Raw genomic sequence first — 16,853 nt, forward strand, 5'->3', positions numbered from 1 at the left:
GTGGATGTTCATTCGGACCCTCCGGTGAGTGCTGAAGCCTGGTAACTCCAGTCTCCCCGGTCCGGTCCGAATGGACAACCTCCCGAAAGCTCACAGCTAGTGATGACTGTGCGTCACCCGATCGAGGGAGCGGCGGGCTTCGGCCAAATTCTCGGCCAGAATCTCTAGCAGGGCTTCGCTTTCCGGGAGGATAAGTCCGCACCGGCGCTCATGCTCGACAACTCTGTCTTGAAAGGACAGCGCCTTCTCATAGTGCGTGACGAGGCTGGAATATAGATGTTGCATGGTGCTTCTCCCTCGTTGGGCGAAAGCACGTTGCTCGCTCTCAAGCGCTCAATTGCCGGAAGGTATGGGCGACCGGGAAACCCTACTCTCCTTAGGGGCAAAACGCCACCATAAGCCCACCGTGCCGAAAAGTGCCAACTGCCAGTTGGTAGACGCGACGCAGCCGGCCGCATATGATTTTTCACGATCCGCGCACCGGGCGCACCCACCCCCGTCCAACCCCGCGCTCGGTGATCGCTTGATCGACCCGTCGCTCTCCTGTGCGGCGGGTTTTTTTGTTTCCGGATGGAACAGTTGGTTGGAGGGGAAGTTCGCTCCTTCCGGCATCTCTTGTGCAGAAATGCCGCGAGATCTGTTCGGAGAGTCGGATGAGTGTGCATAGGGTTGGTCCAATTGAAGAGCACGCAATCGCCGCAATTCTCAACCGCGCGGACCGTGGGGACACCGTTTCGGTCAAAGCGACATTGGCCCATATCCGGCACGCTGCGCCTGATCTGGTCGCATCCAACGACGAGCTAGTGGAGGCTATTATAGAGGCAGCTATCGCCTTAGGCCTGTCCGTGGCTTCCGATGCGGGTGAGTAGTAGCTGTCAATTTCGCCCGTCAGTTGTCCTCGCCCCTCTACCAGTTGTTCGCGGCCCCATGTACGAAATTGGTTGTTGATTTTTACAAGCGGCGTGCCAACAAATGGGTGCTTGGGTTATGTCCAGGGGAGGCCTCAGGTGGACATTGGGACGGACTGCCAGCGTATGGCCATGGAGCTTGTGCACGAGGCCATCCAGAAGGTCCCGCACGGTGGCGCAGTCTCCGTCAAGGCAGTTATAGCTGCGGTTCGCAAAGATGGCCCTCATCTCGCAATCAGTGACACGGCCCTGCTCGACCTTGTTGTAGCGACCGCTCCGGCGTTTGGACGCGCAGTAGCCTTCGACCTTAACGAATAATGCTGTGGCAACTCATCCGGCCGCTTCGGGGAACCCTTCAGCAACCAATGAGTTGCGTAAAAAGCTAAGGCAAACCGTTATGGCTACCCGAGATAGGGATAATCGTTCCTTCCGAGAATTGATCAGTTCGGAAGATAATCGTCGGAAGTTGCGTAAGCAGCTAGGTCTGGAGAACGACCGACCTTTGCCGCCGAAGCTTGCTGCTTTAGCGGTGGAGCTTCAGGAGGAGCTTGAGCGGCGAGAGCAAGAATGGGCTGAGGAGACCGCGGCTGCCCTAGTTCCCAGCAACGTGCCGCATTTGTTCAGCCCCTCAGTCAGCGTGAGAACTGAGCCTCCCGATCAGACGCGCAGCGTCGACACTGCTGAGGCAGCAGTTGAGGAACTCCTGAACTGCACTAAGCGTGGCCCCAAGTGGAACCTCGCGCTGCGCGTTTGCATTGCCGTGATTGCCGACAAGATGGAAGCTGAGGAGGCCCGTAAGGCATTCCTGGCTGCTGCCCAGGAGGAAGGGGTATTGCGCCACTTCGGTTAGGTCTCCGGGAAAACTGTGCCCGCGCCAGCCCCTCTCCGGTCGGCCCGCTCAGAAATTTCTACCAAACATTCCGACCCACTCTAGTTGTCCCTCAATGACAACGCTTTGGTTCGTCCGTCCGGTGTTCGTGAAGACTGAAACGGACGGCGGCAGGCATGGCTGTAACAATGCGAGGGCAGCCCTTGAGCAGCTCAAGAGTTGGACCCGGAGAGGACCTCGCTGGCACAAGGCGTGGACGCTTTGCCTGTCAGCGCTGGAGGGCGATCCAATTGACCCGCATGTAATCCGGAAGGCTTTCGTGGCTGCCGCTAAGGAGGCGGAGATGTATCTCGCGCCCGAGTAGGAGGTGTCATGGCTCTTCATTGGTTCGGTCACCATCGAGACCGACCGACCTGGGCTCACCTACGGCTGCAACAGCGTCGAGTCGCGCAGGAATGACGCGCGATCGTCCCATTTGGGGCGCCCCAACAGAAAGGAACGTGACGGGCTTCTGACCGTTGACGGCCTTTAATCGAGCGACCGACCCATGCCATCCACCTCGATACGCAAAACGGAATACGATCCGGTGCGAAAAGTCCTTTCGGTGTGGTTCGTCGCCAGCGGCAAACTGTACGAGTTTGAGGACGTGCCGCCGGAGACCTTCGCGGAGTTCCGAGCCGCCTTCGCCAGGGCAGCTTCTTCAACGAGCACATCCGCAATCACTTCCGCTACCGTCTGGTTGGACCGGCGGTCGACTGAGCAGCAGCGGACGATCTCTTTTGGCAGGGATGCGGCTCATTCGTCGTGGCCGTCCGGCCGGCCCTTTGCGAGGCAAGGTCGGACATCGGAACGAAAGGCGGATTCGCGAATTTCTACTGCTAGATAATCGGATTCCTCGCCCATGAGGCTCGCGACTCTCCACCTTGAAACTGCGAGATACGGCGACGTATATCGCGCCGAAAGGCTCGCGCGGCTGAGGCAGCAAATCATCCGGCACATCAAGCGCACTGACGCCTCGGCTCAAAAAGTCGAGCAAGCGCTGGCTAGTCTGGCCGAAGCAAACGCACCCATGGACCGGCTCGCGCGGCATCAGTAGGGCCGCGCTTATGTGCGCTCACTCCCGACCAAGCTGCGGCTACTGAGTAGGGATTGCTACGCTCTTCTAGCTGCCGCTCAATCCTCCAACCGCCCGTTGCTAGACGCAGCCGGCGCGCGAAGGTGCGCACCGGGCACACCCCCCGCCCACCCCTCGTGCCTGGTGAACGACTGACCAGTCTCGCCCGCCCTGCCGAAAGGTGCGGCGGGCTTTTTCGTGTGGAACAAAGGATTGGGCTGAAGTTGGGGACTTCTGCAGCACGTCATCATAGACAAGCGCTGCGAGATCGGACATGCACTTTTGGCGAAAAAGGCAGTGGTCCTCGTTGCTGAGGGTGAACCTTTCATAGCGTTGGATCTCGAACTGGCGCTTTGCGACGCAGGATTTACAGTCTTCCTGGCAGCATCCTGCGAGGAGGCTCAAAGGTGGCTGGCAGATGAACGCCCGGCTGTGGCCGTCCTCGTTGTGCGATTGACGGACGGCGAGTGTGCCGCGGCAGCCAGAACGTTAGTCCTGATGGGCGTGCCTTTCGTGGTGCACACCGGTGTTATCCCGGAAGGGTTCGATTCAGCATTCGCCTCTGGAAAGTTCATCGCCAAGGCTGTCGGCCCACAAGAGATCGTCGCTCTTGTGAGGTCGACGATTCCGGCTGACTTGCCAGAGCCGCCACTCCGGGCCGCAGCCCTCCGTGCTGACGCCAGAGCCGCCGGCTGGCTGCCCTTTGAGGACTGACGTCCCCGTGCCGTAGCTGCCAACTGCCGGGGCCCGGATAGGGTTGGCTCGGGGCTTTTTTTAGTCACGCGCTCGGGAACAAGCGCCAGATAGCGAAGTTAGCAGCGCAAGGAGTTTCTCCTATGGCTGACGAACAGGATAGAGCGCCGAACAACCCTGAACTCGTCGTTCGACGCTTGGTCAAAGAAACCGGTATTACCGAAGACCAGGCCCGAGAACTTATCTTCTTCCTCGGGCTCCAATGGGCATCGCTGCTCCGGGAAGCAAAGGCCCTAGCTGCCAAGCGGCAGGGGAGTCCGTGAGGCGCGGGCTTCTTCGTTCCAGGGAACCGAACGATTGCACGGTCATGCAACCACCGCCATCTCTTCGCGTTTAGCCCCTTCAATTCTGGAGAGCGACAAAGATGCCGGCGTTTATACCGATTACGATCTACCTGAATCACAAATCGATGCTGGTTGCGTCGATACCTGATGCTGAGACGGCGCTTCAGCAACCATGGCCATTCATGGACATGCCGTCCCGACTTGAGGCAATCCGAATGGTCGAGGAATGCCTGGCCGGACATTGCAGTCACCAGGCTGCGTTCGCTGCATTCGAGGCGGCTGCATCTGAACAGGGCCTTCTCAAGCAAAAGCCTCCAAGCGTAGGCCTCAGGAAATTCGACGGGGTTGCCGAAGACCTGCTGTGAGGGGATTGCCGCCCTCGTGACCTTGAACGCTGACAGGCCTCGCCTGGCCGGACTGGCCAGCCATAATTTGCGGACCACCCGCCAAATCGAGGAATGGCGGATGGTCGCTTATCAGCGCAGGAAGGGACTTAGCTGCGCGGATCTCAAATCGGGTGCCTTTAGCTAACAATGATTCCTATCGCCAGGAACGTGATCGATACGGCGAACACCGGAGCGAGTAACCAGCGAGCTTGGTGGATACTATTCTCCATGGTCTCTCTCCTGTGAGCACATGGCGAGAAACGAGTGCCGAGAGTCGCAGTTCCGGGCTGCACCTCGTCGTTGTCCTTTGCGACAGCAACGTCAGACTTAGGTCCTACTTTAAGTAGACCGAAGGCCAATCAAGGAACGTTTGCGGCCGCCTGAGGTTGGGTGAGGCTGGCGCGAAGACAATGGCGTTCAGCGCAACAGAACTCACGCAAGGAGCCAATTATGAGAATGCATCGTTCAACTTTCGCCGCGGGGTTTCTGCTGCTGGCAGGTATCGGTGCCGCTGCCGCTCAGGACGTAATCATCGCGCCTGAACAGGAGACGGTCATCAGAGAGTATGTGAAGAAGCAGCCGCTCGCATCGGTGAAGGTCCCTGGGGTAGAGCTCAATATCGGCTCAACCCTGCCCGAGACGGTCGAGCTTCATGAAGTTCCTGACACCGAATACCGCTACGTGGTGGTCGACAACCGGACCGTTGTCGTTGACCCTGGCACACGCAAGATCATCAAAGTCATCGAATGACCTAAGCGACTGGGAGGACAGCCCGCCGTACCGAAAGGTGCGGCGGGAAGCCAGCCAAGGGAGGAATGTGATCACCATGTCGAACCGTGAGATTGGAGCGTCCCAGGCGCTGCGAATGCGCGTGGCTGACCTCAATGAGAGGATGCGCGGCGCCCGGATTACCGAGAGCGAACTGAAGACCTTTCGAAAGGTCGCAGCCGTCATGGAGGACGGCAAGGGCAGAATTGATGCCGACGATTTGATTGCCGCATCCTTCGTCGTCGAGACGCTGGACTAGCCAAACCGCCTTTAAGCCCTTCAGAAGGCGAAGTGCTGCAATGTCCCTCTCTCCCAGCCTATTCTCTGTTGGTCTGACGTTCCAGTGCCCGCAGTGCAACTTCACCGTCATCAAGAACGGCAGTTGGTTTCAGGTCGTCTCCCACTACAGGTGCGAGGGATGCGGACGCCAGATCCGGATTACCTATCCCGACAAGATTGGTATCTTCAAGAAGCACGCGCACTTGGCCACTCCCCCTCCGGAAGCGCGGTAGAGATGTGCAGACCAAATCCTTCATCGAAAGTGAGCTCGAATTGCCGGGGTATGACGCGAGCGTCATGGTGACCTAGATAAACCAGGTCGCTACCAGCCCTAAAGAGGCGGAAAAGATTGCGATCGTAGTAGCCCATCCCAGAGCGTTGGTTGTGCGGCTGTTGACCTTGTCTCCCATGATCCGCGGGTTGTTCGTCATTAGCATCATAAGAAGAAGCAGTGGCGGCGTGGAAAAGCCCTGCACGATGCCGGACCAGACGAGCGCCTTCATCGGGTTGAAACCCAGGAAATTCAGGCCGACAGCAATCAGCGTGAAGGCGCCGATCGCGATATAGAACTTTGGCGCCTCACGCGGCTTGGCATGGAGACTGTGCTTCCACCCAACAGCCTGCGCCAGATCGTATGCCGCACCTGTCGTCATGACCGGAACGGCAAGGAACCCGACCCCGATCACGCCGGCAGCGAACAGTACGCCAGCGGCTGCACCAGCGAGCGGCCTGAGAGCTTCGGCTGCTTGAGCGGCGGTCTCTACGTCGTGCTCGCCAGCTTCATACAGCGTAGACCCTGTCGACAGGATGATGAAGTACATGATGAGGTTGGAAAAGATCATGCCGATCAGGATATCGCGGCGGGAGCGGCGCAGTTCACCGTCCGTGGCGCCCGTGCGCTCCTTCAGCGTCGTTCTTCCCTCGGCGATCTCTTCCTCCACCTCCTCATTCGACTGCCAGGTGTAGAGATACGCTGAAAGGGTGGTGCCGATGATGGCCACCAGGATGGACAGGAACTCGCGGCTGAACTCGATCTTCGGAACAAGGGTGCCCCACAGCACCGCGGCCGCATCCGGCTTCGCCATGATGGCTGAGCCGACATAGGCAAGCAGGGCCAGTGCAAGCCAGCGGAAGATGTTTCGTATGAGCGTGTAAGAGCCCCAAAGCTGGAGAGCAAAGATCACGGCTGCGACTACGATCACAATGAGTGGGATCGGAACAGGAAGGAAGATGTTGATGGATGCAGCCATGCCGCCGAGATCGGCGGCTGCTTCGATCGTGTTGCCGATCAGCACGCCCACAAGAACAGCCCAGAGCAGCCACCGTGGGTAGAAGTCCTTGATCGCATGAAAGAGGCCGCGGCCCGAAACCTGTCCGAGCTTCGACGAGAGATACACGACCGTGTACATCATCGGCAGCGTTACAGGAGCGGTCCAAAGCAGGTCCGGGCCAAAGCGCGCGCCGGCACTCGCATAGGTACCGATGGCCGAGCAGTCGTCGTCAGCAGCGCCGGTGATAAGGCCGAGTCCAAGTGCTCGCCCTATGCCGTCCTTCTTGTCTTCCTGTGGTGAAGTGGCGTTAGGATCGCGCTGCGTCATTCTCATTCCGGCAAACCTCCGCCGGTTCAACTCCGCAATCGGCTGCCTGTTCCAGCGTCAGCCGGGTGTTCAGCGCTCGCTTTGCCATGCCGAAGGCGCGTTCTTCGCTTTCTGGTCGGCCGGCCCAAAGGTGGGAACAGTCTCCATCCTCGCCACGATCGAGCCACGATTTCAATGAGCTTGGGCTTCTTCTAAGTCTTCATCTTTGACGGAAGCATACCCCAACGTTTTACGAGAAACTCTGCTGGTGTGATTGTCTGGATGAGTTGGCCGATGGTGCGCCTGGTCCGACGCTGTGCGCGTCGCATCAATGTTTGATGTTGCCAAGGCTTGCCCGATCGGATTGAGCTCGGGTGAGTATGGCGGCAGGAATCACAGCTTGCGCCGGCTATCTTTATGGCGGGGCAGGGCGGACCTGACCGGGGCTTTTCCACGAATGGCATTGATGGGTGCGGCGGCACTGCTGATCCTGATCCTGACTTATGCCGGCGTCGCCGTCGGCAGGTTCCCCGGCTTGCGCCTCGACCGGGCAGGCATCGCGCTGCTCGGCGGTGCGGCCATGATCGCCATCGGCGCGCTCAGCCTGGAGGATGCCTACCGTGCCATCAATTTCGACACCATTACGCTGCTGCTCGGCATGATGATCGTCGTGGCGCATCTGAAAGTGTCGGGCGCTTTTCGCGCGCTCGGCGGCGTCGCCATCGAGCACGCGCACGCGCCGTTCATGCTGCTGGTGATGGTGACGCTGCTGACCGGCGTTCTGTCAGCGTTCCTGGTCAACGACGCGATCTGCCTGGTCATGGCGCCGATCGTCGTCCACGTCACCCGCGTCATCAACCGCAACCCTGTCCCCTATCTGATCGCTACGGCCACGGCGTCGAATTGCGGCAGCGTCGCCACCATCACCGGCAACCCGCAGAATATGGTCATCGGCGCGCTGTCGGGGATATCCTATCCGGCCTTCTCGACAGCCCTTGCGCCGGTCGCGCTGTTCGGCCTCGGCGCCGTCATCGTCATCGTACGGATCGTCTATCGCGCCGAATTCGCGCGCAAGGCCGAGCTCAGCCCCGAGGTCTATCGCGGCCGCATGCTGCCGGGACAGGTGCTCAAGGCCATGGTCGTCTGCATCGGACTGGCGATCGCCTTCTTTGCCGGCGTCCCGGTTGCCAAGGCAGCGCTCATCGGCGGCGCCATTCTTCTCGTGACCCGCGCCATCAAGCCGGCGCGCATCTACCGCGAGATTGACGGGCCGCTGCTGTTCATGTTTGCCGGCTTGTTCATCGTCGTCGCCGGCGCCGAGAAAACGCTGCTCAGCCCCGACATCGTCGCCTCGGCAAAAAAACCTCGGGCTGGACGACGTCTGGCGGCTGTCCGGCTTCACCGCAGTGCTGTCCAACATCATGAGCAACGTTCCGGCCGTGCTGGCGCTGCGGCCGTTCATACCAGGCCTGGAGGACCCCGAGCGGGCCTGGCTGGTCGTCGCCATGAGCTCGACGCTGGCCGGTAATTTCACGCTTCTCGGTTCAGTCGCCAATCTGATCGTCGCCGAGTACGCGCGGGTCTCCGGCACACCACTGTCGTTCGCCGCCTTCTTCAAGGTCGGCCTGCCGCTGACGCTGGTTACGCTGCTTGCCGGGACGTCGTGGCTGGCGCTCGGGTTTTAGGCGACACGGATCGTTGCGGCAGCACTGCGAGCCGGTCATCATACGCTGTTTTGGGATTTCGCCCGAACAAGCGTCGAGGCGGCATGCCCCGCCGCCTCGATATAGTCGGGGTTGCGGTGGATCAGCATGATCGAGAAGGCGCCGTCCATGAGGAGGACGATTTCGCGCGCCAGGGTCTGCGGCTCCAAGACGCCGCGGCCTGACATTTCGCCGGCCAGCCATTTTTCGAAATTCGCCTTGTGTCGCGACCCGACCTTGATCGCCGGGTGCCCGGGCATGGCGGCGAGTTCCGCGGCCGTTCGCAGGAAACCGCATCCTTTCCACCTGGGATGGCGTGCCACGCGTGCCAGATTGGTGAAGATCGCTTCGACCTTGCGATCGGGACCACCTTCGGCGGCGTCGAACCAGCCCGCCATCTGCTTCAGGTTCGGCTGGTCGCGGCCATCGAGATAGGCAGCGATCAGGTCGTCCTTGCTCTTGAAATGATAGTAAAGCGTGCGCTTGGTGAGGCCTGCCTTTTCGGCGACGGCATCGACGCTGACGCGGCCAATCCCCTCGGAATAAAAGAGCTTCGTCGCGGCGTCGACAATGCGTTTGCGGGTAGGGCTGGGCGCTTGCTTCATAGCGTTAGGTATACCGACTAGTGAATATACAAACAATCGAAAGCCTGATCCTTTCCTGCCACCGTATCCGGGAAAGGAAGCCAAATGACCGAACTTGTCCTAGGCGAGGTTCGCGACGGAGTTGCCGTGCTGACCCTCAATCGCCCTGAAAAACTCAACGCGCTGAACTACGCCTTGATCGACCGCCTGCTGGCCATCCTCGACGCCGTCGAGATCGATGGCTCCATCCGGGCAGTCATCCTCACCGGCGCAGGCGAGCGGGCGTTCTCGGCGGGCGGCGACATCCACGAATTCTCAGCAAGCGTGGCGCTTGGCGCCGATGTCGCCTTGCGCGATTTCGTCATGCGCGGGCAGCGATTGACGGCGCGGCTGGAAGCGTTCCGAAAACCTGTCATCGCCGCCGTCAACGGCCTTGCCTTTGGTGGAGGCTGCGAAATCACCGAGGCCGTGCCACTTGCCGTCGCCAGCGAGCGCGCCTCATTCGCCAAACCCGAAATCATTCTCGCCATGCCCCCGACCTTCGGCGGCACGCAGCGCCTGCCGAGGCTCGCTGGACGCAAGCGGGCGCTCGAATTGCTGCTGACCGGCGAGGCGTTCTCGCCGCAACGCGCACTCGAACTCGGCCTCGTCAACCAAGTGGTTCCACACGACGACCTGATACCGGTTGCACTGGATCTCGCTCAGCGTATTTCCCAGTACTCACAACTGGCCGTCGCCAGTATCCTTAGCGCAGTGACGCGCGGCCTCAACCAGTCCATCGCGGAAGGATTGCTGGTTGAGGCCGAACAGTTCGCCCGCATGGCGCCGACCGCCGATCTGCGCGAAGGGCTCGATGCCTGGATCGCACGCCGCAAGCCGAGCTATTCCGGTTCATGGACGCGCGTTGCTACTGGCGAGTGAAGCGCAAGTGGATTGTCACCTCCTGGAGCCTGCGTCAAACAGCTGAACAGACGTCGGTTGTTCCGGAGGTATTCAAGGCGTTCGATCGTGGAGAAAGCCTGATCGGACTATTTGGCGTGGGTGGGCCAGAAAGCCCAGATCAGCAAAGCTGCCAAAGCCAGCCAGAGCGCCACGATAAAGAACATTCCCGTCCTGCTTTGCGGGCGTGTTTCGAGCGCGGCAGCCTGCGCTCGAAACTCGTCCATCAGCGACGGCGGAACAAGCCTTATGGCCAGGATTACGCCGAGCGGCACTATGATCAGGTCGTCGAGATAACCGAGCACCGGAATGAAATCCGGGATCAGGTCGATTGGGGAAAGCGCATAGGCGGCCACCATCCCCGCCACGAGTTTCGCGGACCAGGGCACCCGAGGATCGCGTGCGGCGAACCACAGGGCGACGACATCGAGCTTGATGTCGCGCGCCCGGCTCTTTGCCGCTTCCAACCATGCTTTCATAAGGTTACTTTAGCACAGATTGTCGTCCGCCTGCATTCGAGCGGCGGTCGCTGGTCGTAGAAAGACTAGACCAGACCGTCCGTGGCGCCTCCCAAAGGATGCACGGCGCTCTAACGCTCCGACGATTCGGTGCTGCCCGCCGGCTTCGAAACATAGGCATCGAGAAAGTCCTGCGAGGCGACATCGTCGGCGAGGCTCCTCAGCTTTTCGGCCGCGGCCGCCCCCAAAATCGCCTCGACGCGCCGGTTGGCCTCGACCCACACAACATATGCCTGCTGGTATCGCGCTTTTCCGAGTGGCGTCAGCACAGCATGTTTCGTTCGCCGATCTGGGCATCCTGGCGGACCTCGACCAGACCGTCGCGCTGTGGGAAATCTACGACGCCGCCCGCGCCACCCTGTTCGCCGCGACGCAGACCGGTGACCCGGCGCCCCGCTACCAGGCGGCTTGACGCCGCCCGACCGCCCTGCGCGCGCCGGGCGGTCTCTACTGGCTTGGTTAGGGCGACGTCACCGTCAGACGGCCTTTCATATTGGGATGGAAGCGGCAGAAATAGTCGACCGAACCCACCGTCTTCAGCGTCATGCTCGCCGATGTCTTCGGCGGGATAACCACCTCCCAGCCGCCTTTGACGGTCGCCGTGTGGGCGAACACGTCGTTGTTGATCCACTCGATCATGTCGCCGACCTTCGCTTCGACAGCGGCTGGCGAGAACACCAGCTTCTCGATGGTCACCTCAATCGTTTCGGCCTTGGCGGGTGCGGCAGCAACAGTTAGCGCCATGGCAATCCACAGATGCCGTTTCGACACCGTCGGTGCTGTTCTCATTTCAGCATGCCGGCGACATGTTCGGCATGCTGTTCATGGCCCTGGAATAGCTTCAGGCCGGTCTCCAGCAGGCTCTTCAGTTCGGCATTCTCGGCCGAGGGGATCAGCAGGGTTTCGAGCGCGCCGTTGACCTGCTTGTGATAGGCGACCTCGTTGTCGACATAGGCCTTGTCGAACGCGGTGCCGTCGAGCTTGGCGAGCTTCGCCCGTTCCTCGGCCGCCGCCTTGGTCAGGGCCTTGCTGGTGGCGTTGTCCTCTGGCGTCACGTTGAGCTTCTTGACCAGGTCAAGCGCTTGTTTGTTTACGGCTTCATGGTCTCGCACCATGTCTTTGGCGAAATCGAGAATCTCCTGGTTCTTCGATTTCTTCAGTGCTTGCATGGCCGCCTCGACGTCAAGCACGCCGGCTGTGTGGGCGATGTGGGCGATCTGCGGGTCGCTCGGCTTGTCGGAGGCTTGCGCCAACGTCGCTGCGCTGAGCAGGGAAAGCGGCCAGTGCGGTGGTCGATCGAATAAACATGACGTTCTCCTTCGCCGGATGCGGTTGGCTCCGGGCATTTTCAGTTGACGATGATTGGATGCCGGAAGGGAGCAAACGTTCCCGGGAATTCGGGAAAATCAGTCTGTAAAGCCAAGCCGCTGCATCACCGCGGCGGTCAGCCGTTCACACCGGCGGCCGGCGAAGGGGAAGGCATCGAGCAGCACCGGGCCGATCTGATCGGCCAGCGCCTTGCGGACGAGGGCGCGGGCGCGGTGCAGCCGGGTCTTGACGGTTTCGGGCCGCACATCAAGCAATTCGGCGGTCTCGTCTATGCTGAGACCTTCGATCACCCGCGCCACGAATACTGTCCGGTATACATCGGGAAGGCGATCGGTCGCCCGTTCGACAAGCTCGAGGATCTGCCGTTGCGCCATCATCCGCTCCGGATCGTCGCTGGGATTGAGGGGGAACTTGATCGGCTTGTAGATTTTGCGGCATCGCTACCGTTCGCCGCCTTTTGCGCAAACGCCCAAGCGCCTCGTTGATGACGATGCGCGACAGCCATGTGGCGAGAGAGGATTCGCCGCGAAAATCCCCGAGCTGGGCAAAGGCCCTGACATAGGCCTCCTGCACGATGTCTTCGGCCTCGCTGTCGTTGCGCACGACGCTGCGGGCGATACGATAGAGTCGCTGGATGTGCATTTTGATAATCGTGTGGAAGGCTCCGCCCTCGCGTGCCAGCGCACGGCCGACAAGCTGCATCTCGCCAGATGCGGCGGGCATGACGGTCGCAGATATGACCGGTTTCCTCATCGCGAGCCAATCTCCTGACCGGAGGCAAATCCTCCGATCGAAACATTGGACGGCCTAACCGGCAAAAGGTTCCCGAACATTTTTCCCGGCGGCCGGCACCGCTTACGCTGCCGCTTCCGCCAACGCCTTGTCGCCAGCTTGCGCGCGTGCCGTTGCGGCCAGCAGATCGGTCTGCGTAATGAGGCCGAGGATCTGCTGGTTGTCGTCTACGATGACGACGGCGTGGCTGCGGCCGTCGGTAAGCACCGGCAGGAGGCCCATGGCCGGCGCGCTCGCCGAGGCAGTCGCCACGGCCTTTGTCACGCTTTTCACCGCTTGCGCCGCCCGCGCCAGTTCGCGCAGTCCGACGGCGCCGATAAGCTTGGCCTCCGCGTCGACGACCGGCAGCGTCCGGATATTGTGATCGAGCAGCAGATGACGCGCCTCGTCGGCATCAGCATGCTCGTCCACGGCAATCACGTCGCGCGACATGATATCCTCGCACAGCAAGGTCCGGTGCGTGCGCACCATCGCCTGTAACTCCACATGCCGCAGTAGCCGTTCGAGATCGTTGCGGTCGATGTCGAACGTCTCCTCCAAAGCGCCGAGCGCAGCATCGATGTCCTCGGGCCGGAAGCCGATACGCTCCTGCGCCGGTGGATCGATGGTGCCGTGGCTGTTCTTTGACGCAGCGGTGGTACCATGCGGGTAGGTCCGTCGCGTCAGCTTGTGAAAACCGTATCCGAGCGCCACCAGCACGATCGAGTTCAATGCCACCGGCACGAACGGAAACAGGAAGCCGGCGTCGATGACGGCCGGGCCGCCGAACACCACCGTCAGAGCCGCCGCGCCGCCTGGTGGATGCAGGCAGCGTGTGAATGACATCGCGGCGATGGCCAACGATACCGCAATGCCCACCACAAGGACGGGCTCATGTATGAAACGCGCCACAATCACGCCGACGAGCGCCGATATGGTGTTGCCGCCGATGATCGACCAGGGTTGCGCCAACGGGCTCGCCGGCACTGCGAACAAAAGCACGGCCGAGGCACCCATCGGCGCCACGAGCAGCGGCACATGCGGGCCGCTGCCGAGCACGAGGCCACCGATCGCGCCGGTCAGCGCAATGCCGATCGTCGCACCGAAACAGGCGATCATGCGCTCGCGCAGTGTCGCGCCGGCCAGTATGGGAGAAAAAAGACGAAAGGCCATGGGTGCTCTGGGGTTTATCCCACTCTGGGGTTGATTCCCGAGGAGTGTTGAACTTTGAAACGCCTTGCAATGACGCCGGACTGCTGAATTCGAAAGCCAAACCAATCCGAGAAATAGCGGATTTGGGAAATATTGTTGCGCGACGCGGGTAGATCAGGCGAGGTCCGGCCGCCAGCCGGAGCAGCTACACAGCGTGATGCGGCTAGTCTTTTCAAAAGGTTGAGCGCGTTTTCTGAATCGGTTTTGGAAGCTCGCTACCGTAGCTCAACCCGCCGCGGCGAGACCGCGCGCAAGGTCGGCCTTCAAATCCTCGACGTCTTCAAGCCCGATCTGCAGGCGGATGAGCGGGCCATCATAAGGACCCTTGGCGACGACGCGGTCGCCGAGGAAGACCGGCACAGCAAGGCTCTCATAACCGCCCCAGGAATAGCCGAGGCCGAATATCCTGAGCGCGTCGAGGAAAGCATGCTGCTGTTTCTGGCCGCCGCCCTTGAGCACGATCGAAAAAATGCCGCTCGAGCCGCAGAAGTCCCGTTTCCAGAGATCGTGATCGGGGTGGCTGGCAAGCGCTGGATGCAGCACACGCGCCACGCCCGGCTGGCCCTCCAGCCAGCCCGCGATATCAAGTGCGCTGCGCTGATGGTGGTCGAGGCGCACACCCATGGTGCGCAGGCCGCGCAGCACCTGATAGACATCGTCCGGCCCGGCGCAGCAGCCCATCGTGTAAAACGTCTCGCAAAGCTGTTTCCAGCAGGCCTTGTTGGCCGACGCGGTGCCGAGCAGCACGTCGGAATGGCCAGCCGGATATTTCGTCGCCGCGTGGATCGAGATGTCGACGCCATAGTCGAGCGGGCGAAAGTAGAGCGGCGTCGCCCAGGTGTTGTCCATCATGACGATCGCACCTGCGGCGTGCGCGGCGCTGGCGATGGCCGGTATGTCCTGCACCTCGAAAGTGTTGGAGGCCGGCGATTCGGTGAACACGACCCTGGTGTTGGACTTGATCAGCGCCGCTATACCGGCACCGACATGCGGATCGTAGTACTCGACCTCGACGCCCAGCCGTTTCAGCATCGTGTCGGCGAAATTGCGGGTCGGGTGATAGACAGAATCGACGATCAGGACATGGTCGCCCGCCGACAGGAAGGCGAGCAGCGGCACCGTCACCGCCGCCAGGCCCGAGGGCACCACAATCGTGCCGGCCGAGCCTTCCAGCCCGTCGATGGCACTGGCAAGCGCGTCGGTGGTCGGCGTGCCGCGCGTGCCGTAGGTGTATTTCTGACTGCGTGCAGCCATCGTCGCCGCGTTGGGATAGAGCACGGTCGAGGCATGCACGACCGGCGGATTGACGAAGCCGAAATAGTCGTGCGGATTGTTGCCCGAGTGGGCAAGCCGCGTGTTGATGCCCATTTCGTTGCCGTCTTTTGCCATTGCACTTCGCCTCTGATGAAGGCTAGCCATAGTGCGGCGGCATTGGCCGCGCAACCGTTCGCCATCCGCCAGCCGGCGGACTTTGCATATGCCAATTCATCGCATGACAAGTCAGTCATGCGCGGTGAATCCGAGCGAAGGGTTTGCCGGCGCAGCCGCGATTTGCGTTGACCGGGCTTTGCCGGCTTTGTTCGCACCGCTGACTAATTTCCAGGCGCGTTTGTCTGCAATTCAGGCATTTGCGGCAATTGGTTTTCGAACTCATTCGGTTTCGGTCATTTTCCTTGACCTCACTGAAATAATCGCCTTCGATGCAGTTCGTGAATGGGAGGCAGCGCGTCGGTTGCGATGCGGGTTCCGGGAATGGGCCGGAACCGGAAGCTGCGTTCACGGAAAAAGTCAGGTTCGCCTGAAAAAAACAGAAAAGGGTCTGTGGGTTATGAAACACATTGCAATCGGCATCCTGGGCGCCGCCGCGCTTGGATTGGTGGCTTCGGCCGCGTCGGCGGCCACGCTCGACGACGTCAAGGCCAAGGGCTTCATCCAATGCGGCGTCTCGACCGGTCTGGCCGGCTTCTCGGCGCCGGACGACAAGGGCGACTGGCAAGGCATCGATGCGGATTTCTGCCGCGCTGTCGCGGCCGCCGTTTTCGGCGATGGCACCAAGGTCAAGTTTACGCCGCTCAGCGCCAAGGAACGTTTCACCGCGCTGCAGTCAGGCGAGATCGACCTCCTGTCGCGCAACACCACCTGGACCATCAATCGCGATACGGCGCTTGGGCTGAATTTCGTCGGTGTCACCTACTATGACGGCCAGGGCTTCATGATCAACGCCAAGAAGCTGCCGGGCGTGAATTCCGCACTGCAGCTTTCGGGCGCGGCGGTCTGCGTGCAGAGCGGCACCACGACCGAACTCAACCTTGCCGACTATTTCAAGTCGAACAAGATGGAATACAACCCGGTCGTCTTCGAAAAGCTGGAAGAGGTCAACGCCGCCTATGACGCCGGCCGCTGCGACGTCTACACCACCGACCAGTCCGGCCTCTACGGCATCCGCCTGACGCTCGGCGCACCCGCCGACCACGTCGTGCTGCCCGAGATCATCTCCAAGGAACCGCTCGGACCGGCCGTGCGCCAGGGCGACGACCAATGGTACCACATCGTCAAGTGGACCTACTTCGCGCTGCTCGGCGCCGAGGAACTCGGCATCACCAAGGCCAATGTCGAAGAGATGAAGACCTCGGACAATCCCGAGATCAAGCGCGTGCTCGGCCAGGAGGCCGATACCAAGATCGGCACCGATCTCGGCGTCTCCAATGACTGGGTCGTCAACATCGTCAAGGCAGTCGGCAATTACGGCGAAATGTTCGAACGCAATGTCGGTTCGGGCAGCCCGCTGAAGATCGCGCGCGGCATCAACGCGTTGTGGACCAAGGGCGGCCTGCAATACGCTCCGCCGATCCGCTGATCGAAATGTGATCCGGAAGGCAGCTCTCTGCCTTCCGGTTTC

The 16,853-nt window shown here is 61.0% G+C and carries 20 protein-coding genes and 3 pseudogenes; 12 read left to right on the plus strand and 11 right to left on the minus strand.

The genetic code is table 11. The annotated features are described in order from the left end of the window. Positions 1 to 96: 96 nt before the first annotated feature. Positions 97 to 285, minus strand: coding sequence for a hypothetical protein (locus tag NKH12_RS02310; protein ID WP_352951705.1), 189 nt, complete (start codon positions 283 to 285; stop codon positions 97 to 99). A gap of 1,020 nt (positions 286 to 1,305) precedes the next feature. On the opposite strand from NKH12_RS02310, the gene NKH12_RS02315 reads away from it, so the two are divergent. From NKH12_RS02315 to NKH12_RS02350, 8 genes are all read left to right on the plus strand, one after another. After that, the gene (locus NKH12_RS02315) at positions 1,306 to 1,758 is read left to right on the plus strand and encodes a DUF982 domain-containing protein (RefSeq protein WP_352951706.1); all 453 of its coding nucleotides are present in this window, start codon (positions 1,306 to 1,308) and stop codon (positions 1,756 to 1,758) included. A gap of 94 nt (positions 1,759 to 1,852) precedes the next feature. Next, positions 1,853 to 2,101, plus strand: a complete 249-nt coding sequence (locus NKH12_RS02320) for a DUF982 domain-containing protein (protein WP_352951707.1) — start codon at positions 1,853 to 1,855, stop codon at positions 2,099 to 2,101. A 183-nt stretch (positions 2,102 to 2,284) separates the two neighbouring features. After that, positions 2,285 to 2,623 (plus strand): KTSC domain-containing protein, encoded by a 339-nt coding sequence (locus NKH12_RS02325; protein WP_352951708.1) that lies wholly within the window; start codon positions 2,285 to 2,287, stop codon positions 2,621 to 2,623. A gap of 510 nt (positions 2,624 to 3,133) precedes the next feature. Next, positions 3,134 to 3,565, plus strand: a complete 432-nt coding sequence (locus tag NKH12_RS02330) for a response regulator (protein WP_352951709.1) — start codon at positions 3,134 to 3,136, stop codon at positions 3,563 to 3,565. A gap of 122 nt (positions 3,566 to 3,687) precedes the next feature. Then, entirely contained in the window at positions 3,688 to 3,867 is a 180-nt protein-coding gene (locus NKH12_RS02335; protein ID WP_352951710.1) for a hypothetical protein, read from the plus strand. A 101-nt stretch (positions 3,868 to 3,968) separates the two neighbouring features. Then, on the plus strand, positions 3,969 to 4,253 hold the full coding sequence (locus NKH12_RS02340; RefSeq protein WP_352951711.1) for a DUF982 domain-containing protein: 285 nt from the start codon (positions 3,969 to 3,971) through the stop codon (positions 4,251 to 4,253). Between the two features lie 471 nt (positions 4,254 to 4,724). Next, positions 4,725 to 5,024, plus strand: coding sequence for a DUF1236 domain-containing protein (locus tag NKH12_RS02345; protein WP_352951712.1), 300 nt, complete (start codon positions 4,725 to 4,727; stop codon positions 5,022 to 5,024). 76 nt (positions 5,025 to 5,100) lie between these two features. Next, positions 5,101 to 5,301 carry a hypothetical protein gene (locus NKH12_RS02350; protein WP_029354271.1) on the plus strand — a complete coding sequence of 67 codons (201 nt, stop codon included), beginning with the start codon at positions 5,101 to 5,103 and terminating at the stop codon, positions 5,299 to 5,301. A gap of 58 nt (positions 5,302 to 5,359) precedes the next feature. Here the strand turns inward: NKH12_RS02350 and NKH12_RS02355 are convergent, their stop codons facing one another. Beyond that, a complete protein-coding gene (locus NKH12_RS02355; RefSeq protein ID WP_352951713.1) occupies positions 5,360 to 5,524 on the minus strand; it encodes a hypothetical protein in 165 nt (54 codons plus the stop codon). A gap of 102 nt (positions 5,525 to 5,626) precedes the next feature. Beyond that, positions 5,627 to 6,919: an Nramp family divalent metal transporter gene (locus tag NKH12_RS02360; RefSeq protein ID WP_352951714.1), complete on the minus strand. Its 1,293-nt coding sequence runs from the start codon at positions 6,917 to 6,919 to the stop codon at positions 5,627 to 5,629. 436 nt (positions 6,920 to 7,355) lie between these two features. On the opposite strand from NKH12_RS02360, the pseudogene NKH12_RS02365 reads away from it, so the two are divergent. Next, positions 7,356 to 8,583 (plus strand): annotated as a pseudogene (locus NKH12_RS02365) (anion transporter). Positions 8,584 to 8,621: 38 nt separating this feature from the next. On the opposite strand, the gene NKH12_RS02370 reads toward NKH12_RS02365, so the two are convergent. After that, positions 8,622 to 9,206: a TetR/AcrR family transcriptional regulator gene (locus tag NKH12_RS02370; RefSeq protein ID WP_352951715.1), complete on the minus strand. Its 585-nt coding sequence runs from the start codon at positions 9,204 to 9,206 to the stop codon at positions 8,622 to 8,624. A gap of 84 nt (positions 9,207 to 9,290) precedes the next feature. Here NKH12_RS02370 and NKH12_RS02375 point away from each other — a divergent pair, with 84 nt between their 5' ends. Further along, on the plus strand, positions 9,291 to 10,106 hold the full coding sequence (locus NKH12_RS02375; protein ID WP_352951716.1) for a crotonase/enoyl-CoA hydratase family protein: 816 nt from the start codon (positions 9,291 to 9,293) through the stop codon (positions 10,104 to 10,106). Positions 10,107 to 10,213: 107 nt separating this feature from the next. Here NKH12_RS02375 and NKH12_RS02380 read toward each other — a convergent pair whose 3' ends face one another. Both NKH12_RS02380 and NKH12_RS02385 read right to left on the minus strand, forming a co-directional pair. Continuing rightward, entirely contained in the window at positions 10,214 to 10,603 is a 390-nt protein-coding gene (locus NKH12_RS02380) for a YkvA family protein (RefSeq protein WP_352951717.1), read from the minus strand. A 110-nt stretch (positions 10,604 to 10,713) separates the two neighbouring features. Beyond that, complete coding sequence (locus NKH12_RS02385; protein WP_352951718.1) at positions 10,714 to 10,866, minus strand: hypothetical protein; 153 nt, start codon at positions 10,864 to 10,866, stop codon at positions 10,714 to 10,716. Between the two features lie 5 nt (positions 10,867 to 10,871). Between NKH12_RS02385 and NKH12_RS02390 the strand changes: the two genes are divergently transcribed. After that, the gene (locus NKH12_RS02390; RefSeq protein WP_352951719.1) at positions 10,872 to 11,054 is read left to right on the plus strand and encodes a hypothetical protein; all 183 of its coding nucleotides are present in this window, start codon (positions 10,872 to 10,874) and stop codon (positions 11,052 to 11,054) included. Positions 11,055 to 11,101: 47 nt separating this feature from the next. Here NKH12_RS02390 and NKH12_RS02395 read toward each other — a convergent pair whose 3' ends face one another. From NKH12_RS02395 to NKH12_RS02415, 5 genes and pseudogenes are all read right to left on the minus strand, one after another. Beyond that, the gene (locus NKH12_RS02395; RefSeq protein WP_352951720.1) at positions 11,102 to 11,431 is read right to left on the minus strand and encodes a cupredoxin domain-containing protein; all 330 of its coding nucleotides are present in this window, start codon (positions 11,429 to 11,431) and stop codon (positions 11,102 to 11,104) included. Next, positions 11,428 to 11,950: pseudogene (locus NKH12_RS02400) on the minus strand (DUF4142 domain-containing protein). The gene NKH12_RS02395 and the pseudogene NKH12_RS02400 overlap by 4 nt, the downstream one beginning before the upstream one ends. 98 nt (positions 11,951 to 12,048) lie before the next feature. Then, positions 12,049 to 12,724, minus strand: a pseudogene (locus tag NKH12_RS02405) (RNA polymerase sigma factor). A 102-nt stretch (positions 12,725 to 12,826) separates the two neighbouring features. Next, complete coding sequence (locus NKH12_RS02410) at positions 12,827 to 13,915, minus strand: HPP family protein (protein WP_352951721.1); 1,089 nt, start codon at positions 13,913 to 13,915, stop codon at positions 12,827 to 12,829. A 264-nt stretch (positions 13,916 to 14,179) separates the two neighbouring features. Further along, positions 14,180 to 15,343: a cystathionine beta-lyase gene (locus NKH12_RS02415; protein WP_352951722.1), complete on the minus strand. Its 1,164-nt coding sequence runs from the start codon at positions 15,341 to 15,343 to the stop codon at positions 14,180 to 14,182. A gap of 439 nt (positions 15,344 to 15,782) precedes the next feature. Between NKH12_RS02415 and NKH12_RS02420 the strand changes: the two genes are divergently transcribed. Further along, the gene (locus NKH12_RS02420) at positions 15,783 to 16,811 is read left to right on the plus strand and encodes an amino acid ABC transporter substrate-binding protein (RefSeq protein WP_352951723.1); all 1,029 of its coding nucleotides are present in this window, start codon (positions 15,783 to 15,785) and stop codon (positions 16,809 to 16,811) included. Positions 16,812 to 16,853: the final 42 nt, after the last annotated feature.

This window comes from Mesorhizobium sp. M1322, assembly GCF_040318085.1.
In the GTDB taxonomy this organism is placed as follows: domain Bacteria; phylum Pseudomonadota; class Alphaproteobacteria; order Rhizobiales; family Rhizobiaceae; genus Mesorhizobium.